This is a genomic window from Photorhabdus tasmaniensis (assembly GCF_011189505.1).
Lineage (GTDB): Bacteria > Pseudomonadota > Gammaproteobacteria > Enterobacterales > Enterobacteriaceae > Photorhabdus > Photorhabdus tasmaniensis.
Window position 1 is genome coordinate 18,905 of sequence record NZ_PUJU01000004.1, and the last position, 20,692, is coordinate 39,596.

The following is a 20,692-nucleotide window of genomic DNA, read 5'->3' on the forward strand; positions in this document are numbered from 1 at the left end:
ATTCTTTAGACCGTGATGGTGCCATTGATACAGGTTACCGCGCTGCCACCGACGAAAATCTTACCGTTAGAGTGACTGAGCCGCAGGCTGCCCAAGCGGCCAAGCCTTTTGCCCTGTGATGAATGAACAATTTTATTGTCAATCACAGCGACTTTGTGATAGCGCATGAATGCCGCAACGCTGCCGTTTCCACTTCCGCATACAGGATCTTCATTCACACCACATGAAGGAGCGAAAGAGCGCACTTCAATATCGGCTTCTGCCCCTTCACAATAGGCACCATAGAGACAAATCCCAGTAATGTTCATTTGAGTGTCGTGTTCACTCAACTTTGCATAATCAGGTTCTGTTGCCAGCACGGCTTCCGCTCCTGTGGTATGAGCGACAATCCAGCGAGCTCCAACATCAATAAGTGCAGGTGCCAACGTGCGATCTAGCTGACAACCGAGAATGTTTTCAAGGTGTTCTGTTTGCTCGGTATTGAGCGGTGTGATAGTCGGTTCTGGCAGTTCAAATGTGATTGTTGTATGGCCCTCTTGTGTTTCGGCCACGTTCAGTGTAATCAACCCTACCCCACATTCCTGAATCAGTTGCCCCCCCGTTCGCTTTAATTAAACCGGCTTCAAGAAGAGCATATGCGGTACCTATTGTAGGATGACCCGCAAAAGGGAGTTCGCTGCTAGGGGTAAAAATCCGTACACGGTAATCTGCCAATGGATTTTCTGCCGGGAGGACAAATGTAGTCTCAGAAAGATTGGTCCAGTTAGCAATATCCTGCATTTGCATCGGTGAGAGTTCCCTTGCATCCATGACAACGGCAACGGGATTTCCCTTGAAAGGCTGGTGAGTGAACACATCAATCTGCTTAAAGGGTACGAGTGACATAAAATTTCCTTATTATAGTGCCAAAAGTGAAAAGTAATTTGTAAGTATGTTAAGAAAGATGTTAAGAGCGGAAAATATGGCAAAATGGTAGGTTGATGTCAAACAATCCATCATTAATTACAGCAATATCGGTCAGGTAATGCTTCTTGTGCTCAGGCATAGTGATCGTTTTACGACACATTGCCAACGACCAACACAACCGTGATGTGCGTTACGAGGTTTATAAAAAGAATAATCTCGATATAAAGATATGTGATGAAACTTAAAAAACTAATTAAGTTAAACTATTCATGAAATAACTCAACATTAAGCTAATTGTGTTAATAGTATTCTTATGACTTGTCAGAAAAATAAAATAGGGATGTCATCATATGATTTATCTAATGTAAAGAAGAAATCGATATTTGATTTTGTATATGGAACAATATTTTTAGTCGTATTTTTTAACATGGAAAAATTAACATGCCAAATAATCGTGTAACTTATCGGGCTGATACTCGTCCGCCTGAACAAATATTCAATATGGGATTTCTTCCCCGTTTCACTGGGGCATGAAAATACAAGATGGAGGACAAATGATAGGTGGAATATCAACATCGAAAGAACTTTCTATCGCAATGAACTATGCTGCGCTATATGAAGGCTATGTATATGCAGTCAGAGCTAATGGTGTTGATTTATTGGAGTATTTTGTAAGAATAAAAGCCCCTTCTGGGGTAATAAAAAATGCGACAACGCAAATGGAAATAGCTTGTGAAAAGATTTTGGCAAAAGATGTGCTGGCCGCACGGAGAGTGCTTATTTCAGGAAATAAAAGGGTTTTCTCTGGGGAACTTTACATCAATCCCCTTGCTGCTGAAGCACCGGAACTTCAAATTATCAGAATGTTAATGTCTTCAGATATCGCTGTTTCTGAACCTTCATTTCATTCCTAATGATAAATTTTACGAATGCAATATTCTAACATTAAAGAAATTTAATTCAGAAAATTGATAATGAGTTCCGTGAACTTTTTCGTTAGGTGAATTTTGTTCAGAAATTTCTTTACTGTTCCTCATCGGGTAACACAAATAAGCTTTTTTTCCTCATTTTAAAATCCATTTTTTACTATTATTAATAAGTCACCTTTGATTTTTCCCTTTCGTGACAACGGTTAATTTAGAAAAATTAGATTGATATACATCAGCTTGCAACCATTCTTGCAGGTACTTATTATTTGGAGAAAGCAATATGTTCTCGCGTCGTGATATCTTAAAGGCATCCGCAGTTAGCGCGGCAGCAGCCAGCGTGATGGGCAGTATGATTAAATCCGCTGTTGCTGATGATCAACGTAATCTTGTCTCACCTGACAATAAATCGCCAGGAAATGCCAAAAGCTTATATAAATATAAATTCACAAACAGTAAAAAACGAGTATTGGAATATGGATGGGCACGCGAAGCTACGGTGGAGCAATTCCCGATATCCGAAGGTATTGCCGGTGTTGATATGACACTTGAACCTGGTGGTGTGCGTGAACTCCATTGGCATGCCATTGCCGCTGAATGGGCATTTATGCTTGAAGGCCATGCACGTATTACTATTATTGATCCGGAGGGTAAATGTGAAGTGGCGGATTTTGGTCCCGGTGATGTGTGGTATTTTCCTAAAGGACACGGCCATTCTATTCAGGCGCTTGAGGATGGCGCACATTTTGTGCTGACTTTCGATAACGGGCACTTTTCAGAATTTGGCACTTTCAGTATCACTGATTGGGTGACACATATGCCGAGAGAAGTGCTTGAAAAAAGCGTTAACATGTCGGCAGAGGTTTTTTCTAAAATCAAACAGGGAGAAGCTTATATCGTCGGTGGTGCTATACCGCCAAAACTGCCTCTGCCGGTTAACGACGGAGGGCTGAATAATGCACCACTCACCCACCGGTATGAGCTCATGAAGAAAAAACCCTTCTTCGAAAACGATGCAGGGAGTATTCATAAGGTGTCATCGCTGGAGTTTCCTATTTCTACAACTATTACCGGCATTATAGAGATCATCAAACCTGGCGCAGTACGTGAGTTACATTGGCATCCTAATGCCAATGAATGGCAATACTACATTTCAGGCAAAGGGCGTATGACGGTATTTGGTTCCCACGGACACGCCCAAACCGAGAAATATGAACCGACCGATGTCGGCTATGTGCCACAAGGATTTGGTCACTATATCGAGAATATTGGGAATGAGGATCTTAAAGTGCTTGTTGTGCTGGATAACGGCATCTACCAAGATATTTCACTATCCGATTGGTTAGCTAAAACGCCATCTTATCTGTTGGCGGATAATTTCAACAATAAGATTGCCGATTGGGTAGACCGTCCCAAGGATAAGCTGGTTATATCGCGCCGCAGGACCTGATATATCCCTCATATTATGTTGCACCGAAAATAAGCCTCAGCCCCGAATGTTCGGGGCTTTATGAGAGGCTGATGTGGTTGATATTACCGGGTAAGCTAATAATTTCATTTCCAATAACTTCAATTATTTACCTCTGTTACGTTCAAGAAACAATTTATCTGTTTCATTTGCCAAGATCCCACCGACTAAAGTTATTGGGCTGTAAAATGACGATGCTCTTTCTGCAATCTCATGCGCAGAAATATCAATCTGACGGATCCCTGCATTACGAATAATACTGATAGATGTTGCCCATATTACTTCACGGATCCCGAGCCAGGCCAAGGCGCTCATGCACATCGAACAAGGTTCTCCCGTGGTATACAGCGTAACATTCTCCCATCCCTGGTTGCCATATTGAGTAATATAATGATTTATTGCCTGAATTTCCCCATGCAAGATAGGATTACTTCTACCTGTATTCACACCACGACTTAATATTTCCCCACTGTTTCTGTTGACTATTATAGCGCCAAAAGGGTACTTTGGATTCTTTATGGCCTCTTTTATTGCCTCCTGCATATATTTTTCATGTTCGGCAATTTCCTGTTTTGATAATATGTTATTGGTGATCTGTGTGTTTTTCTCTCCTGCTTGTGTGATAAAAGATATACTGATACTCATAACACCAATCATTGCCAATAATTTTCTGCGGGTTTTATTCATGATTGATCCTTTCTTGGTTGTAATTTTATTGACCTTCTATTTCGATGGAGTGAAAAATAAAAATTACAACTTGAATAATATCTACCATTAACAATGTTATTTAAAATAAATAATACTGTTAATTTATTATTTAATTCTGGTGAAATTAAATATATATTAATTTTCCCACTGATACATAAACCTTATGTTCAGTTATTGAAATTGTCAAAGATCTTAATCTGTATTTTTATTATCATGATAATAATAAAATAATTTTGTATTTCTTAGAAAATAACTGAGAGGAAGGCGGGAAGAAGATCGCCTTCCCACTCACTTTGCCAATTGCTGTTCAATCTGTTGTTGGAAATATTCCGCACGAGTTAACAAAACCTCAATCGTCTTCTCATCATAACGTTCACCCTTTTCAATACGCAGACATATACGTATTCCTTGCTGATATTGCAGCAGAGCAAAAGCGCCTTTCATACGGTGTGCGTGATGCGTGACTTTTTCATGTATTTGTTGATTTTCCGGTTGTCTCAGTTCTGCAATATCTTCCGACATCCCTTGCCTCACTGCACTGAGTAATTGGTACTCTACAGTAACATCTCGCTGGGCCAGCGCCTGAATCTCATCAAACTGTAACGTGATTTTATCATTTACCTGTCGGTAATAACGGTTGATTTCTGCCAACAATTTGCTTTGTACCAACGGCTTGGTCAATACACCATCCATTCCCGCGTCCAGACAACGGGCTTGCTCAGTAGAAAATGCGTTTGCGGTACACCCCAAAATAATAAACGGGGGTAATTGCCGTAGTCGCTCATGTTTTCTCAATAACTGAGCCAGTTCATAACCATTCATCACCGGCATCTGGCAATCCGTCAGCACGAGGTCAAAATACCCCTCTTCCATCAGATTCATCGCCTGTTCTCCGCTTTCAACTAATACGACACGATGACCCGATGGGGCTAACTGCAACGACAGCACCTGTAAATTGGCAGGTAAGTCATCAACAACCAAGATATTCAGCGATTCGTGAATTTCCCCTTCAATATTTTCAATTTTTTCGCTTACTGCTTCTTTCTCAACCGCACTGCACATAAGTGGTAACGTTACTGTAACCTGCGCGCCGCCACCGGGTGCACCGGTGATTTTCAGGCTACCACCCATTAATTCAACTAACTGTACCGAGATGGGTAACCCTAACCCAGTGCCGGTTTTACCACCACAGTTTTGCGTCACTTGTACATAGGGTAGCAAAACAGCTTCATACATGGTTTCTGGGATACCGCAACCGGTATCTGCAACCACCAGCGTGATTTCATCCTGGTTACTCTCTGGCATATGCTGATAGCTGGCGCTGATTTGTACACCACCCTGTTCAGTAAATTTAATAGCATTACCCAGTAAGTTATTGACGACCTGAGTTACGCGTGTTGCATCCAGCAGATGGTAATATTCAGACGGTAAATCGAATTGCCGGGCAAAAAACAGCCCCTTTTCCTTAGCGCGATGACTAAAAGCCACCACACAACTTCCCAGAACTTCCTGCAATGATTCCGGTTTTAGATTCAGCACCATACGTCCAGATTCTATCTTGGAAAAATCCAGCACATCACCGATTATTCCCTGTAAAGACATTGCAGCGTGCCATGCGATATGTAATGGTGCAGATGGCAGAGGTTGCTGTTTTACCTCCAGATCGAGAATACCGATAATTGCTTGCAAGGGAGTGCGGATCTCATGGCTCATGTGTGCCAGAAAATCTGATTTCTCCAAACTGGCAAGTTCAGCCTTATCGCGCTCCTGACGCAGCTCTTGCGCCAACAATTTACGCTCAGTCACATCAAACCAACCACCAATTATTCCCTGAACAACGCCTTCGGTATTACTGTAACTTTCAAGCCACAAATAAACATCTCTGTCTTGTCCCCGGATGGCAATGCTACGATCGGAGAAATGCGCAGGTGCCCCTTCCAGACAGTGCAGAAAAATCATACTGATATCTTGCTCATCGGCAGGTTTTAAAAAGCAGAGGGAAAAGAGACTGTGACCAATTACATCAGATCCGCGAGTGTTCATCTCACGGCGGAAATAAAGGTTCGCTGCCGTAACGCACATGGTCGGATCGCAGACAAACATTGGCGTAGGCATGTTATTAAATAGGGTTTCCCAATACGTCAGCAAATCCTGTAAGTTGTTTTCCGCTCTTTTGCGTCGTCTGATCTGATGGGCAAGATAACTCCCCCAAAAGGCCGAACTCAATGCAATGACAAATAACGCCCCTCCCCACAATTTCACCCAGGGAGAAATTTTATTGTCAGCATAGGTGGTCACATTTCCCATAGATAACCACTTCAGGCGCAACACCCGCAGCTCATTTGGCGGTAATGCATCAATGCTTTTATTCAATATATCAATCAATTGAGGATAAGTGGGTATGATGGCGTATTGTTCCGGTTGCAATGAGCCTTCAAAAAACTGAATAGAAATATTGGTACCATAATGACTTGCTTGCAGATAATCAGCACTTATCAAGCTATCAAAAGTTGCATCTGCTGCCCCGGCTAGCACCATATCAACACCTTGCGTCACATTATCAACTTCCATGACGAAGATCTCCGGATATTGCTTCAATACCGATAGGAGAGCATGACCGCGCTGAATCGCTACCCGATGGTGTTTAAGTTGTTCAAACTCATAGGGCGCATTACGCTCATTGCGAGTGATCATCACCCATTCCACAGTACCGTAGGGATGACTAAAAGAGAGCCAACGACGACGTTCCGGCGTACTAACCAACGAGGTCATTTGGGCTTCACCATCTTTTAGCAGTTTTTTGACCCCCACCGCGCCATCCGCCGGGATAAAATTAAAGGTAATGCCGCTTTTCTCTCCCAGCAGACGTAAAATATCCACATCCAGGCCAGTGAGTTGCCCATCTTTATCCAGAAATGAGTAAGGCGGCGCGGTACGACTAATCGCAACATTGACGACCGGATTTTTTTTAATCCAGGCTTTTTCTTGCGGCGTAAAGGTCGTCGTATCGTTATTGCCGCTCAGAGCCAGCCCGGAAACCCAACGTTGATAAACCTTATTTCTGATTTCGTGAGGAATGGCAGTCAGGATGAGATCTATGGTCTCAACCATCCCATCGTTGTGGGCAAGAAAATCATACCGCTCTCCCTGAGAAATATCTCGACGGTAAGTCAGCTTTGTAAACGGACGAAAAGCCAGCAAATAGGCAATCTGGCTTTGTCCGTCCAGATAGGCATCAACTTCACCATCCACTACTGCTTGTACGCCCTCCTGTTGGTTTTTCGCCACCAAAACACTGCGGTAATGTTTACGCAATTGCTCAATAGTATTCGGGTTACTGCCTGGTGCCGCCATAATATTCATTTGTGCAAACGGCTTATTGACTTGTTCTTTGCGCACAATCAGGGCAAGCGGTTGTACCAGAATTGGGTAAGTGTCATCTGTCCTATTTTCCGTCTGGGGTGAAGCAGAATGTGATAACAACTGAATATCTCCACGCTGTAATGCTGCGTAGGCTGATTCCCAGTTACCAAACAGCCGTACCTCCACTGGCCGTTTTAATACGGTTTCAACCAAGCGTAGATAGTCAGCGTAAATCCCTTCCAACTTGCCATCCCAACGATGGATCACCAATGGCGCACCGATGCAGCAGAGAATGCCGACTTTTAGCGTTGGAAAGTGTGGAACCAGAATTCCTTGCTCTTCGATAGGTAATTTGACGGGTAATGGCGTAAATTCTTGAGTGATGACATTCGAATAAAACTCCACTGGTAGCCCGTCTGAAGGCAGCTCTTGCGCATTACGGTATTCAAAAAGATTGAGACTCCGGCCAGATAATGGCAACAGGAGTATCAATACAGCTAACCATCGTGATCCTTTCCGGCCGACTTTCATTTATTACAATCCCAGTCCAACCTGATGCAAATAATTATAAAGCGCGGCTTCATTATCTAACCCCAGTTTTTTCATTGCGCTGATTTTTTGTGCGCTGATCGTCTGCTTAGTACGGTATAAACGTGCAGCGATATCATTCACACTCAACCCTTGCCCCAATAATTTAATGACTTCCAGCTCTTTGCCGGTCAGCGCCTTTACCACTTCCTCGTCCGGAGATTCAATAAATTGCTTGCTCAAATAAGGCTTATCGTGCCCTGTTGTACTGTACAATCCTTTCACTAATTCGTGAGACAGACTGTTTTTGTTCAAAATCGCTTTCACTTTATAATCAATTAATGAAGCAATTATCTTCCGGTCGCTGATCATCGTGATTACCACAACAGGCAAATTCGGATATTGATCACGAATTCGGCTAATCATTCGCAAACCGTCGATCTGGTTATCACCTGGCATATTGAAATCCGTAATCAGCATATCCACTTCTTTTTCCTCCAGCAGAGAAAAAAGTGTAGTCACATCATGCGCCTCCCCCACAACCTGATAATTCTCGGGTAATGTTGCCAATACGGTGCGTAGTCCTAATAAGAAGACTGGATGATCGTCAGCAATAATGACTTGTCTCGGCATTGGTTATTTCTCCATATTATTCTCTATTCGCTATTTCACGCATAGTTCCTTCAATAAAACCGGCGTTTTCGCCTACATGAACGATCAGGGCGATAATCACCGGGTTAAATTCGCCTTTACCATCAGCAATCCGAATTTTTAACGTCTGCGGTATACGCGAGACGGAACGTTTAAGCTGTTCGATTTTCTGCCGATCTTCTGTATGCACCCAAGCCAGTAACTGCGACCAGCAGACGGGGGCTTTACCACACCGCATCCAGGCCGCGTCATGATGCCAATACAGATGCCCGTCGGCACTTAACCGAAAACAATTAATCTGTTCTTGCTCCAGCATAGCACTCATTAACAAAAAATACGCTTTACGGCGATGTAATGCATTGATTATGTTATATAAACAACTACAGCACAACAGCGCAGGCAGGGTAAATGCGGTACTGTACCATGCCGCAATTTGCACGTTCTGTTGGATGCTCATTAATCGGGATGCGAATGGCCCAAAACCAAAAATGGTTGCACTCACGATCCCTACCGTACATAAGGATAAAAAGCCGCTTAATACCAGCAAATCACCTCTTAACGCCAGTAGCATCGGCAGTCCGAAGGAAAACAGGAGCGCTACTCCTTGCCAATGTATTTTCCCGGTTTCAGGTGGTGGGCTGGTAAACAATGCTGTCATGGCAAACACGGCCACCAACCATAAACCATAGGTTTTCCTGTCTTCAACCCGGCTTTTCTTGTAGGTGATGAAAGAAATCACAAAAAACGTAAACGGCAGATAACTCAACACAGAGCAGACAACAATCGGTAATGAAATAGATATATCGATAGGGTAATCCAATAAATGAAGTACCCACTTCGCCATAAATCGCTCAATAATTCCGCTTAACGAGCAAAGTACTGTCAGATTGAAGATGTCACTTGCCCGCTTCGGGGCCCACATTACACCGTAGAAAAATTGCCAGACCAACCCTGTTACTACCAGCATCACTACATTGATACCAGAAAATATCAGCGAGACGCCCACCGGTCTGCCATACCATTGGCTGGCTGTTAGTGAAATCAGAGCACCCGTTATTAACCAAACAGGCCAATACCGTGGTGCCCTGGCGCAAAAAATACCTTGTAACAGGCCCGCCGGAAACCACACCAATGACGACAGGCTCCAGACATCACGCACTTGCAAACTCAGCAGTGCCAGCGCAAAATTGACTAGCGTAAAAATAAACCAAAAGACCACTATCTTTTTCATTTTCATCAGGATCTCATTTCGTAACATTGAATGTTACATCATAAGATAATATGCAGCATCGAATATTACATCACAAGGTAATAATAGCAGAGAAGGTAGCTTCTTACCCTAATTGATCATGCCTGATAGTTTTAGTGGTTATAGTTTCTTTTATTATTACGATAGCTGTATTTGGCCTTCAATAACATCCAAGCGTACATCCTCATTCACCGGTGCATCTCCTAACAGCAATTGATCAGATAACAGCGGCAAGACGAACTGGGTTAACAGGTTATCAATTTCACGGGCACCACTTTCCGCGATCCGGCATCCTTCAGCAATAAAATCCACCAGCGCATTGCTATAGTGCAATTCGCATTGGGTTGCTTGACGATAACGCATCACAACTTTATTCAGTTTATGATGCACAATGGCATGCAGAATTTCGCCATGTACCGGCAAATAAGGAATGACCTGCAAGCGACCTAAAAACGCAGGCGTAAAGATACGTTGCAGTTCCGGCCGGATAATTTCCTGAATATCTTCAAGTGTTGCCGGATGAATTTCCCCCTGTATTTTCACGCCTTGCATCGCTGCACGCATCACCAAATCCGATGCGGCATTAGTGGTCAGGATAATCAACGTATTGCGGAAATTAATCTGCTGCCCTTCAGCATCTTCCATCATGCCTTTATCGAACACCTGGAAGAACAGCTCCAGTACATCGGAGTGCGCTTTCTCGACCTCATCAAGTAATACCACGCTGTAGGGCTGATGGCGAACCACCTCCGTCAGCACTCCGCCCTGTCCATAACCAACATATCCTGGGGGAGAACCTTTTAGACCGGAAACAGAATGTGCTTCCTGATATTCCGACATGTTGATAGTGATCAGATGATGTTCACCGCCATACAACTCATGCGCCAATGCCAGGGCAGTTTCGGTTTTCCCCACACCAGAAGGACCGGCAAGCATAAATACACCGGTTGGCTTTACCGGATCAGCCAGTTGTGCTTTAGCAATCCGAATTTGGCGGGCTATCTGACTAAGTGCATGATCTTGCCCCATTACCCGCTGACTAAGGCGCGTTTCCAACTGACGCAGCACATCGCGTTCATTTTCCACCATCCGGCCAAGAGGTATCCCGGTCCAACCGGCAACAATATCGGCGACACAGGCAGCATCAACACAGTCAAATACATAAGCATGCTGATGGTGACGTTGACGCAGTTCCGCACGTAGCACAGGTAACCGTTCGTCGTGTTGTTCCTCACAGGCAAGGATGTCGTTCACTAACTGACGTTGAGCGTGATATTCCGGCAAAATTTTCTCCAGGGATACCTGCAATTCGGTTTGACGTTGTGCTAACTTCTGTAATTGGGTTTCATGGCCTCCTTCACGCAATAATGCTTCCTGTTCGGTGGCAATGTTTGCCAACATGGCACGCAGATCTTCAATCGGTGCAGGTTCGTCAGTCTGTGAAACAGCAACACGGGCACAAGCGCTATCCAACAGACTCACCGATTTATCCGGCAACTGACGTCCGTTGATATAACGGCTGGATAATACAACGGCTTCTGTCACCGCCTCTGCAAGTACTTTGACGCCATGATGCTTTTCCATCGCCGGGGTCATAGCCCGTAACATGGCTATCGCCAGTTCGATCGAAGGCTCTTCAACTTTAATCACCTGGAAACGACGCGCTAACGCTGAGTCTTTCTCAAAGTACTTCTTATATTCCGCCCAAGTAGTTGCTGCGATAGCACGCAATTCACCACGTGCTAACGCCGGTTTCAATAGATTGGCCGCATCGTTTTGTCCGGCCTGACCACCAGCGCCAATCAGAGTATGAGCTTCATCAATGAACAAAATCACGGGTGTGGGATACCCTTTCACTTCATCCAATAATTTCTGCAAGCGACTTTCAAACTCACCTTTTACGCTGGCCCCCGCTTGTAACAGCCCCATATCCAGCGTGAATAATTCAGCTTGTGCCAGCACTTCCGGTACACGGCCATCAACAATACGTTGTGCAAGCCCCTCGATCAGCGCTGTTTTACCGACACCGGCTTCGCCGGTTAATAACGGGTTGTTTTGGCGACGACGCAGTAGCACGTCAATTAACTGGCGAATCTCCCGTTCACGGCCTAAAACCGGATCCAGTTTGTTATCACGCGCCGCCTGCGTCAGGTGATGCGTGTATTGCGCCAACGCGGATTGGGTCTTATCCCCAACGGGAGCTGTGATGTGCTGCGGTTCTGTATGTACCTGTGTACGCAGCCACTGTTCTATAGCATCAGTGTTACACTGTAACGCCTGCTGTAGCTCCGATGTGAGTGAATGATGCAGTGACGGATTCATTATCAGTGCCGCAATCAGCGCTTGCGGGGTAATCTGCAACGCTCCCCAGTGGGTACTGGCGTACATCCAGCTCTGCTCCATCCATTCTGTCAAGTTAGTCGCAAGTACCGGAGGACGATGATTACCGCTGCGTAATAACGTCAGTGACCGCTGGCAGGCATTCAGCAACGCAATAGCATCAATACCACCGTGGTGACACACCTGTTCCATCATCGGCATCTGTTTTTCAAACAAAGCCAGCAACAGATGCTCAATTTCCACTTCATGATGGGTGCGCCGTACTGCCAGATTAGCGGCCTCATCCAGACATTGACGCGCTTCCACCGTTAATTTACTGACGATCTGTTTAAGATAACTACTCACTTTTAGGTTTCCTTAATTCATTCCAATATGTGGTGATCTGTAACGGCAACGTAGAAAAGGTTCCTTTCGTCACTACCGGTTCACTTAAATTTAACAACTGGCTGTCCAGTTGGTTGCGTTGTTCCAACAACGCCGTTTGTTGCTGCTGATGTTGCTGCCATTGCCGATACAACGCTGAAACTTCCTTCCCTCCGCTGATCTGATAGCGCACAGTGATGTTATTGATCCCCAGCGCACTTAATTCATCGCGTTGCTGCGGGAATGCCTGTGCCGCCAGCGTCAATTCACCACTGGAAAAGGCATGGATAAATTGCAGCAAACCATCAGTACCGACGTAGTTTTTACTTAGCGTAAAGTCGGGGAAATACACCTCAATCTGTACCTTGCTGCATGATCCCGGACGCCAGTGCAAGGTCCTGCTGTCATTGAAATTCATGCTTTTGAGCTGCTGTACACCATCATCACAACTCAACGTCACTGAACTGCCAACCGGCAATACCCGGGCTCCTCGATTGGCAGTCGCTGGCTGACTGGTAATCATCACCTCCGCCGATTGATCCTGTTTCGGTTCCTGCTGCTCAGTCGCCAGTTCACGCTCACTTTCCAGCAAGTTGAGTTTCTCTTGCAGGCGACGACGAATATCAGATGTCGATGAAAGCATGTTGTTCGGCTGGATCAGGTTATTGATATAGAAAATGAAATCATCGTTAAACGGAAAGGCCACATCTTCTATTGCCTGGCGTTTAATACCCTCAGGACGAATATCCAGCGCATACTCTGCGGTATCCCGCACAAACGCATTGCTGTACTCATACAGCCGTGCGTTCAATTCCCGGCCATCAAACAGTTCCTGCTTGCTTAATTTTTCCATCGGCCAGATCACTTTGCTTTCCCATTGTGTTTGCAAACGGCTGGCGGCACTTAAGAATGCATAACGCAATACCAGATGTGCATCACCCTGATAGAGTCGCCACAAGGTTTCATTGACAACTTCATTCTGCTTATTTTCGGTCTCATGACGCCACAGAGTGAAAAGATTAAATAAGGTCCGTAAACCGTTATCATTCAGTTCCCCTTTCTCGCTACTCAGCGCATTTTTGACCAACAACCCTGTTTCCATATCACTGAGCAATTCACGCTGGCTATTTAACTGTACAGCCTGCCGGTAGGCGCGATAGCGTGTCAGCGTGTTGTCATCCAGCTGCACAGAGATCTGTGGTGAAATGCCAAGCCATGACATGATGCGCTGACGCAAAGAGATGTTCCCCAGTGAAACGCGCTGCATCACGTTGCTTTTTTGCACATAACCATGCAGTTGCCATAAACGCTGTTGCGTCTGCAACCAAGGCTGCTGATCCTCCTGCGCCACTGTAGATAAGTCACTCTCCAACTGCTTTAAGAAAGCGATATAGGGGCTATCATATTGACCTGTTGCCAATATCAGCGCTCTCCAGTTTTTCTTGCCGCGTACCCACTCTTCCGCTTGTGGCATAACCTGGGCGAATGCTAACCATTCTGATTGGCGTTGATTCTGGTACTGTTGATGAAACGAGCGCTGCAAAGGAACAAAAACCGCTGGTTTGTGAAGCGCTTGTGCCAGTTCATCCAAAGTAGCCTGAATATCGCGCTCACCTGCCAGGGTATAAATGCCGCGAATACGAGTGTTAATTCTGGTGGCATCATCACCGGCCAGCGGCCAGAAATCAGCCAGCGTCAGCGAACGTGTTCCTGCGGGTTGTTCGTCGGCTAAAAGCCATTGCCAATTACCGGTATCCTCCAGTAAGGAGCGCAATACATTCCGCCATTGATCAAATTCCTGCTGTGCGTTGTCCTGCTGATATTGCGCCAGACGCAGAGCCACGCGCTGTTCTGCCGATAAAGGATCATTTTCACCGCTTAACAGTGAAGCAGAATAAGCTGGCATACGTTGCAAAGTTTCCAGCGGAGCGCCATGCGCCATTGCTTGTTCAATATTGATAAAACGCGCCCAATGTAAAGCCAACAGCCGTTTTTGTGGTGCCTCAGCGTTATGGAAGCGTGTAAGCAAGTGTGTAACCACCGATTCCGGGTTGAATGCTTTAACAGGTGCTTGTTGCTGATAGTCCCTCGCCATACGTTGTTCAATCGTATGGGTAACCGGATAAAAAATCAGATGTGACAGGGTTTCCTGCAACCAGTATTCAACCTGCCGATAACGCAAGTAACTGCGCTCAAGCGGGTTTGTCCCATGGATATTTTCAAGCTGCATGACACCACGCCAGGTAGTGACTAATGCGTTACCTGCTCCGTACACCAGCATCAAACTGAATATGATAATCAACGCACGTTTGGTCAGTGTTCGCCAACCTGTCAGTAAAACGGCATCATTACGGTGAACCTGCTCGGGCAGATATTCTCCTAATAAACGGTGGCTAAAAACGCCTTCAATTTGCTGAGGTTCTGCCTGATGTTCCGCAGTAAAAAACATACCACTCAACAGACCATGTTCCAGATAATGGTCATGATCAAATAATGCGCTCAGGTAGTAGCCCAGTGCCGGTTGCAGTTGCGTAACAGTTTCCGGTAACGCCAACACTTCCGCTTCGGGCTGTTGCCGTTGCTGATTGAGCAGTTTAAGGCGCATAGCTTTCAAAGCGTTGACAATAGTGCTCATACTCTTGTCCAGCACATCGGTGACATGACTATCCGTGTGATGCTCAATAAAATTGCCGAGCAATTCAGCACGTTGTTCTACCGATAGTTGTGCGCACCAGTGGTTAAAACCCGGCAATGTTTCACTATGTGTGAGGATCAACCAAACCGGCAGGCGGCGTTCCAGACGTATCTGTAATGGCTCCAACTGTGCCCGTACATTGCGTGCTGCTATATACAGCGCTCTGTTGTCGCTTTTTAGCAACTGTTCTACTGACAAACAAACCAATACACCGGCGGGCTTACGTACTTGCGCGATCCAGCGTATCAGACGCAGCCATGCTTGCCGGTACAACGATTGCCCTTCGGTATAACGACCAGAAACCACCATGTACATAGCACGGCGGAAAAACCACCAGCGACAGGTAAAGTTATTCTCTGTAGACGATGGCAGATTCTTCCCTGTCATTGGCGCCACATTACAGTGAGCTAATAGTCCCTGTTTACCATTACCACGCTCTCCCACCACCAGAAACCACGGTGGCATAGATCCGTTACGGTGTAACCGCGAACGAAACCGGCACCAGCTTTGTAAACGTCCTCCCCACCACCAGTGCTGATACAGTAAATATTCCAGGCGGTTATTTCCCTTCCGCCAGAATTTATTTACCCCGCGCAGTTTATTCGTTATCTGCGGTAAGAATGCCATTGCTCCACGCAGCACTAATAACAACAGTAATAGGAAAAGAAACAATAACAGGCCACCTATTGTCGGCCATGAAAGCGTCACTGCAATAGCTAAACTGAGTAGCAGAAAGATAGCCATCACGCAGAACCAGCCAATGGCATAAAATAACTTTTTCATGTTTAATTTCCGAATTTATCGGCCAATATTCAATAAATAGACGTTGATGAAAATATAAATTAATGTAAGAGATAACATTAATAATATTAATTTAACTCTCCATTTATTATTGGATCGTCTATTTTTCAGAAGATTATCGCATGTATTCATTAGCCGATGATTTTCTAAAGAAATATAACGACGCAAAGTATCAGGAAGATTCTCTAATTCCTGATGAATAATATTATGCAATTCCAGATTGTCACGTTTGCCATAACGACCATAAAACCCAGAAAGCAAACAAAAAATATAGACTAGCCGAACCTGGTAATTATCCGGCACCAATGCGGCAAGACGATCAAAAAACGTGTTTCCACCAAGCTCGGCATCATAAAGCTCTGCCTGCAATGATGATTGTCGCCAAACACTCAATTCTTTTTGACCGGCGCACAGAATGGCTTCATCTGCCCAAACCACCACGGCGAAGTTTGCCTCTTCGATATCCTGCAATCCATAACCTTGCTGACGCGCTTTATTTTGTGCCTGCGTCAGCGCGGCTAACAGTGTTTGCCGCAACTCTTCGGCTTGATTCACCTGCTGTTGGATCATGCGCAGCACACCAGTGAATACCGGAATGTAACAATCTAACAAACGCATCATGATGCTCTCACTATAACGATCTCTATTTGTAAATCGTCTGGCGCATCAGCCCAGTGTACCGCCACACGCTCACTCTCTTCTATCTGTCGCCACAGAGCACCACGATTTTCTACCCGGAAATAACATGTATTTGTCCGGTTAGGTAAACCATGCGGCGCAATTTCCTGGTAATACAAACGTACACCAGGCAAAGCACGATTAATAATGCCGTCGATCTGTTCCGCCGCAGCCAGCTTAATCAAACGATCGTCAGGAATGTCACGTTCGCTATGGGTAAAGCTGTCAGAACGCAGCACCAGATAAGCTCGCTGCTGTTCACTGGCTCCCGCAACATTAAACATGGCATGATAATAACCGCGGCTTTCCTGTTGCAGAGGAATAACCGTATTTGGCTCCAGCACCAACGCATTGAGTAAATCGGTAACTGTCCGTTCACAACTATCGAGAGTCAGGGCCAGATTCAGATGCTGATATTTTTCCAGCATTTCTTCCTGCCCGTTCCATTCCCCTAAAAAAGAGCAACGGTCGGTAAAACAGGAAAGCTCGCTGATCAATTGACGCAATAGCCCAAAAATCTGTAAGGGATGCACATCCCGAGCTTCCTGAAAATGATGCAACTGCACGACATAACGCGCCAGAGTACGTAATGTCAGCAATAGTGTGCTTTTTTCCTGGGTATAAACTTCCCCTTCCAACGTTTGTGGACGTTTCAATTCTTCCAGTTGATGGACACGTCCGGTCAGCTCCTGGCACAGTTGTTCAATGCGTTGTCCCAGTTGTGGCGCAGCGTATAGCGTCAAACATGGCGGCAGATAGCGGTTATCCAACTCAATGCCGTCACCGGTACAGTGCAGTTGACCCACTGGCAACAGGGTATAACCCGTTGCTTTTGCAATCTCATCGTGCAGGAAAAAACGTAAGTTATAGGTAAGTTGTTGTACTTCTGCTTCCGGCCCCTCACCAAAAGCATCCCGCATATGCTGTTCTTGCGGCCATGTTACCCAACGGCTGGTAATATTACCGACACTTCCGCTATCCGTGATGCCGGTGACGTTACTCTGATTGTGGCTGAACATACGCAAGCCGACATAAATGCGCTGCGGTTTTTCGCGTACCAGCCAGCAATCACGTAATGATCGGGCACTGAGTACCCCATTGACACCACAATCCACATAACAACCGTCGGGAAAAATGAACGAGGCATTATGGACACTGAGCACTTCATCACTTAGCGCAGCCAGATTGAACGCCAACTTCACCACACCAAACGCATAAGGTTGAGTCAGTAACTGATAACGTCCTTGCCAGTATTCATGTTGCAGCTCATGCGCCTGAAAGTGCTGCGGCTGTAAATACAATCCTGAATACCAATACATCGGTTTATATTCAAACATGACGTTACTTCCTCAATGGGTTTCTGTCATTGCCGGATCCGGCTGTCTGTCCGGGGAAAATCACCTCATCCCCAGCGTTGCCTGCGGAGAAATCACTGCGGGTAATGGCATAACGCCCCAACATCAGCTCAACATTCATCGGAATAAATTCAGCATTCCAAGATTTATTCCACCAACCGTGCGGCTCAAGACGCAATGGTAGTGATAACACACGTACATGAGTACGATTTGTTGGTGCAGGGTAATAACCGGCAATCAGTGCGATATAACGTGTCTGTTCTGCTCTATCAATATGTAAAGAGACAGATTGCCCCGGCATCATCACATAATTATCAAGCTGTAATATCTGTTCTGTCGCACCGGTGCCGGCAAATAAATTACGTAACAACACCGGATTAGCCAGTAATTTGTCCAGTTGTTCGCGTTTTTCCGCCTGAGCAATTAATATCGTGCAACTATTCGGTATATTATTAAAAACATTCAGTTGCGCATCGGCAGTCATTTTTAAACGAATAGCATTACTGGAATAAACCGGTTTGGCCTGTTCAATCGCCTGCAAGCGTTTTTCATTATTAGAAATGGAATCACTGCAACCACTTATTAGAAAAATCACTGTTAATATTAAAAAGCTGTGTTTAATGACATTATAAAAATTTATATTATTCATCTTGCCCTCTGTTTTTATCCGGCCCTTTTATCACGCGCATAATTTCTTGTAGCGCGGAGGTATTATCTTCCATCATTTCCTCCAGCCATTCGGCCATTCCCATATTTGCCCAACGTGCTGCTCGCTCCATTAAATATGGCACTGGGCTGGTAGGTTCATTCTGTCGAAAATAATTGGCGATGTTGATCATTTGCTCAATGGCAATAGCGCGCATTTCATGATGCGTCCGACCTTCCGCCAAAAAAGTCGTGTTAATGCCGTTTGACTCTTTTCCTCCTGGCACGGTTTCTTCACCGCTGTGTTTCTGGGCTGATCCCGGGGCAACAATTTCACGAAAACGTTCGATTAATGCCACTAAACTTTGCAGATGCTGCGTACTGGCGCTCATACTGTTGCCGGATGTTGGCAACAAACCCAGCATGATTTGCTGCAATGCTTCCAGTGCGTTGCGGACCTGTTCGGCCTGTTCCAGTAACCGGTTAAACCGCCCGGCTGGTGTGGTGCGAATACTGTCGTCACATTCAGCGATACCAAAATAGCCATCACTGATCAGAGGAGCACGTAATTCACTATTAACCGCGATACGTTGTTCAAAATATTGCACCCGTTGCCAGACATTCAGGCTCAATTTGTCATCATCAGTCAGTGTCAGATTGTCCAACTGTTTCACCAGTTGTTTATCCAGCCAACTCAGGCGGCCGAGACGGGCATCCGCACTGTTTTCTTCATCATCATCCAAAGGCGGATAAAGCACCGGCCAAAAAGTTTCCAGCAAGCGGGTCAGTAACGTGATACCTCCGGCGATACCTTCCAAACCATACAGTTCCCCTTGTGCCTGGGTTAACCAACACGCTATCTGTAAGTCTTTACTGTGCTTTTCCAGTACTTCCTGACATAACGCTGAAACCTGCATCCAATCAGCCTGACGGGTTTCACATCCCCATGTATCGTCCTGGAGAAACTCTTCATCGGTTTCGCGTGCCGCATTTATTTGTTCAAAAATAGGTTCGTATTCGATATCACATCCTGCCGGTTCATCAGCAGAAATGGGATGTAAAAAACGGGCGATATCTGTTTGTGCTAAGTTCACAGTGATTTCCATTTCAGGCAATAATCACCAGCGGGTAACCTGTGGTAATTGTGCCGCCATGCGCACACAGATCACCAAGTCTGGCTGCGGGTCTCCCACCAATCAACACTGTCGGGCTGCCCATCACTACCGTATCCGGCGGTCCAACACACACCAACAGGGATCCCATTGTTGCTGCCGGCAAACCACCAATCAGTACCGTTGGTACGCCTGGCGGCATAATTGGTCCGCCCACATGGGGTATTGGTGGTACCGCTGGCGACATCATTGGACAAATATGCATATCTCCCATACGGGCTGCTGGCATTGGCATCATTGTTCTCCTTATATCGTGGCTTCGTGGTACAGATAGTTTTTGCGTCCCTGATCCTGTGACGGTGGCAATTGCTTCAGTTGACTGTGTGCCAGTTGAGAAAATTGCTCAATGTACAGCGCTTGCTGTTCCGGTTGTTCACCATAGACATGCAGGATCAGACACAACGTATCTGCCAATGCTGCAAGTGACTGCCACGGTTGCGGATAGACCGCTTCCAGATCGGGTGTTGTCATGCTGCCTTCACTCCAGAAAACTGAAAGCGCCAGACAGGAAATCGGGTTATCAAACCCCACAATCTGCGCCTGTTCGAATAACTCATGACGCAGCGGATCACCGCCATTAGCGCGCCAGCGCCGTACTTGTTGCAGCAACAAACGCTGCTCTTGCATCAGATCTCGTTCGTAAACGCAGGAGATAAATGTCAATGCCAGTTCTAAAGCCTGAGCATACGGCAACATGAAAATGGTGTAGAACACTGCGTCTTGCCACAACATTTCCTTATTGAGCGCCGATAAATTCTGTTCATGTACTGCATGTTGCTGTAATACCAATTCCGCCTGTGGAGAAAGTTGGCAGTATCGTAATTTAACCATTGTTCTAAACTCT

At 45.6% G+C, this 20,692-nt stretch carries 16 protein-coding genes; 2 read left to right on the plus strand and 14 right to left on the minus strand.

What is annotated here, in order from left to right; genetic code table 11:
• Positions 1 to 5: 5 nt before the first annotated feature.
• Complete coding sequence (locus C5471_RS24780) at positions 6 to 566, minus strand: PhzF family phenazine biosynthesis protein (protein WP_278250139.1); 561 nt, start codon at positions 564 to 566, stop codon at positions 6 to 8.
• The gene (locus C5471_RS24785) at positions 511 to 885 is read right to left on the minus strand and encodes a PhzF family phenazine biosynthesis protein (RefSeq protein ID WP_278250140.1); all 375 of its coding nucleotides are present in this window, start codon (positions 883 to 885) and stop codon (positions 511 to 513) included. The genes C5471_RS24780 and C5471_RS24785 overlap by 56 nt, the downstream gene beginning before the upstream one ends.
• Positions 886 to 1,460: 575 nt before the next feature.
• On the opposite strand from C5471_RS24785, the gene C5471_RS02260 reads away from it, so the two are divergent.
• Together C5471_RS02260 and C5471_RS02265 are read left to right on the plus strand one after the other, a co-directional pair.
• On the plus strand, positions 1,461 to 1,820 hold the full coding sequence (locus C5471_RS02260) for a hypothetical protein (RefSeq protein WP_166295584.1): 360 nt from the start codon (positions 1,461 to 1,463) through the stop codon (positions 1,818 to 1,820).
• A 295-nt stretch (positions 1,821 to 2,115) separates the two neighbouring features.
• Complete coding sequence (locus C5471_RS02265) at positions 2,116 to 3,282, plus strand: cupin domain-containing protein (protein WP_133813042.1); 1,167 nt, start codon at positions 2,116 to 2,118, stop codon at positions 3,280 to 3,282.
• Between the two features lie 123 nt (positions 3,283 to 3,405).
• Here the strand turns inward: C5471_RS02265 and C5471_RS02270 are convergent, their stop codons facing one another.
• The 12 genes from C5471_RS02270 to C5471_RS02325 all read right to left on the minus strand — a co-directional run bounded on the left by C5471_RS02270 (position 3,406) and on the right by C5471_RS02325 (position 20,679).
• Complete coding sequence (locus C5471_RS02270) at positions 3,406 to 3,987, minus strand: nucleoside deaminase (RefSeq protein WP_133813041.1); 582 nt, start codon at positions 3,985 to 3,987, stop codon at positions 3,406 to 3,408.
• A gap of 309 nt (positions 3,988 to 4,296) precedes the next feature.
• Positions 4,297 to 7,902 carry a transporter substrate-binding domain-containing protein gene (locus C5471_RS02275; protein WP_242688541.1) on the minus strand — a complete coding sequence of 1,202 codons (3,606 nt, stop codon included), beginning with the start codon at positions 7,900 to 7,902 and terminating at the stop codon, positions 4,297 to 4,299.
• Between the two features lie 3 nt (positions 7,903 to 7,905).
• Positions 7,906 to 8,532 carry a response regulator gene (locus C5471_RS02280; RefSeq protein WP_133813040.1) on the minus strand — a complete coding sequence of 209 codons (627 nt, stop codon included), beginning with the start codon at positions 8,530 to 8,532 and terminating at the stop codon, positions 7,906 to 7,908.
• A 16-nt stretch (positions 8,533 to 8,548) separates the two neighbouring features.
• A complete protein-coding gene (locus C5471_RS02285) occupies positions 8,549 to 9,787 on the minus strand; it encodes a hypothetical protein (protein WP_242688542.1) in 1,239 nt (412 codons plus the stop codon).
• A 150-nt stretch (positions 9,788 to 9,937) separates the two neighbouring features.
• Positions 9,938 to 12,484 (minus strand): type VI secretion system ATPase TssH, encoded by a 2,547-nt coding sequence (gene tssH / locus C5471_RS02290; protein WP_133813038.1) that lies wholly within the window; start codon positions 12,482 to 12,484, stop codon positions 9,938 to 9,940.
• Entirely contained in the window at positions 12,477 to 15,980 is a 3,504-nt protein-coding gene (locus C5471_RS02295) for a type VI secretion protein IcmF/TssM N-terminal domain-containing protein (RefSeq protein WP_133813037.1), read from the minus strand. The genes tssH and C5471_RS02295 overlap by 8 nt, the downstream gene beginning before the upstream one ends.
• 15 nt (positions 15,981 to 15,995) lie before the next feature.
• A complete protein-coding gene (locus C5471_RS02300; protein ID WP_133813036.1) occupies positions 15,996 to 16,619 on the minus strand; it encodes a DotU/TssL family secretion system protein in 624 nt (207 codons plus the stop codon).
• Positions 16,616 to 18,013 carry a type VI secretion system baseplate subunit TssK gene (tssK, locus tag C5471_RS02305; RefSeq protein ID WP_133813035.1) on the minus strand — a complete coding sequence of 466 codons (1,398 nt, stop codon included), beginning with the start codon at positions 18,011 to 18,013 and terminating at the stop codon, positions 16,616 to 16,618. The genes C5471_RS02300 and tssK overlap by 4 nt, the downstream gene beginning before the upstream one ends.
• A gap of 4 nt (positions 18,014 to 18,017) precedes the next feature.
• Positions 18,018 to 18,680, minus strand: a complete 663-nt coding sequence (locus C5471_RS02310; protein WP_133813034.1) for a type VI secretion lipoprotein TssJ — start codon at positions 18,678 to 18,680, stop codon at positions 18,018 to 18,020.
• Positions 18,673 to 19,770, minus strand: coding sequence for a type VI secretion system protein TssA (tssA, locus tag C5471_RS02315; RefSeq protein WP_133813033.1), 1,098 nt, complete (start codon positions 19,768 to 19,770; stop codon positions 18,673 to 18,675). Before tssA ends, C5471_RS02310 begins: the two co-directional genes overlap by 8 nt.
• A gap of 13 nt (positions 19,771 to 19,783) precedes the next feature.
• Positions 19,784 to 20,083 carry a PAAR domain-containing protein gene (locus C5471_RS02320; RefSeq protein WP_207626889.1) on the minus strand — a complete coding sequence of 100 codons (300 nt, stop codon included), beginning with the start codon at positions 20,081 to 20,083 and terminating at the stop codon, positions 19,784 to 19,786.
• Between the two features lie 11 nt (positions 20,084 to 20,094).
• A complete protein-coding gene (locus C5471_RS02325; protein ID WP_133813031.1) occupies positions 20,095 to 20,679 on the minus strand; it encodes a DUF6931 family protein in 585 nt (194 codons plus the stop codon).
• Between the last annotated feature and the right edge of the window lie 13 nt (positions 20,680 to 20,692).

Bases quoted from the DNA above. Each gene is read 5' to 3' on its own strand.
- C5471_RS24785 (WP_278250140.1), bottom strand. From the start codon at position 885: ATGTCACTCGTACCCTTTAAGCAGATTGATGTGTTCACTCACCAGCCT.
- C5471_RS02260 (WP_166295584.1), top strand. From the start codon at position 1,461: ATGATAGGTGGAATATCAACATCGAAAGAACTTTCTATCGCAATGAAC.
- C5471_RS02265 (WP_133813042.1), top strand. From the start codon at position 2,116: ATGTTCTCGCGTCGTGATATCTTAAAGGCATCCGCAGTTAGCGCGGCA.
- C5471_RS02270 (WP_133813041.1), bottom strand. From the start codon at position 3,987: ATGAATAAAACCCGCAGAAAATTATTGGCAATGATTGGTGTTATGAGT.
- C5471_RS02275 (WP_242688541.1), bottom strand. From the start codon at position 7,902: ATGAAAGTCGGCCGGAAAGGATCACGATGGTTAGCTGTATTGATACTC.
- C5471_RS02280 (WP_133813040.1), bottom strand. From the start codon at position 8,532: ATGCCGAGACAAGTCATTATTGCTGACGATCATCCAGTCTTCTTATTA.
- C5471_RS02285 (WP_242688542.1), bottom strand. From the start codon at position 9,787: ATGAAAATGAAAAAGATAGTGGTCTTTTGGTTTATTTTTACGCTAGTC.
- C5471_RS02295 (WP_133813037.1), bottom strand. From the start codon at position 15,980: ATGAAAAAGTTATTTTATGCCATTGGCTGGTTCTGCGTGATGGCTATC.
- C5471_RS02300 (WP_133813036.1), bottom strand. From the start codon at position 16,619: ATGATGCGTTTGTTAGATTGTTACATTCCGGTATTCACTGGTGTGCTG.
- tssK (WP_133813035.1), bottom strand. From the start codon at position 18,013: ATGTTTGAATATAAACCGATGTATTGGTATTCAGGATTGTATTTACAG.
- C5471_RS02310 (WP_133813034.1), bottom strand. From the start codon at position 18,680: ATGAATAATATAAATTTTTATAATGTCATTAAACACAGCTTTTTAATA.
- C5471_RS02320 (WP_207626889.1), bottom strand. From the start codon at position 20,083: ATGCCAATGCCAGCAGCCCGTATGGGAGATATGCATATTTGTCCAATG.
- C5471_RS02325 (WP_133813031.1), bottom strand. From the start codon at position 20,679: ATGGTTAAATTACGATACTGCCAACTTTCTCCACAGGCGGAATTGGTA.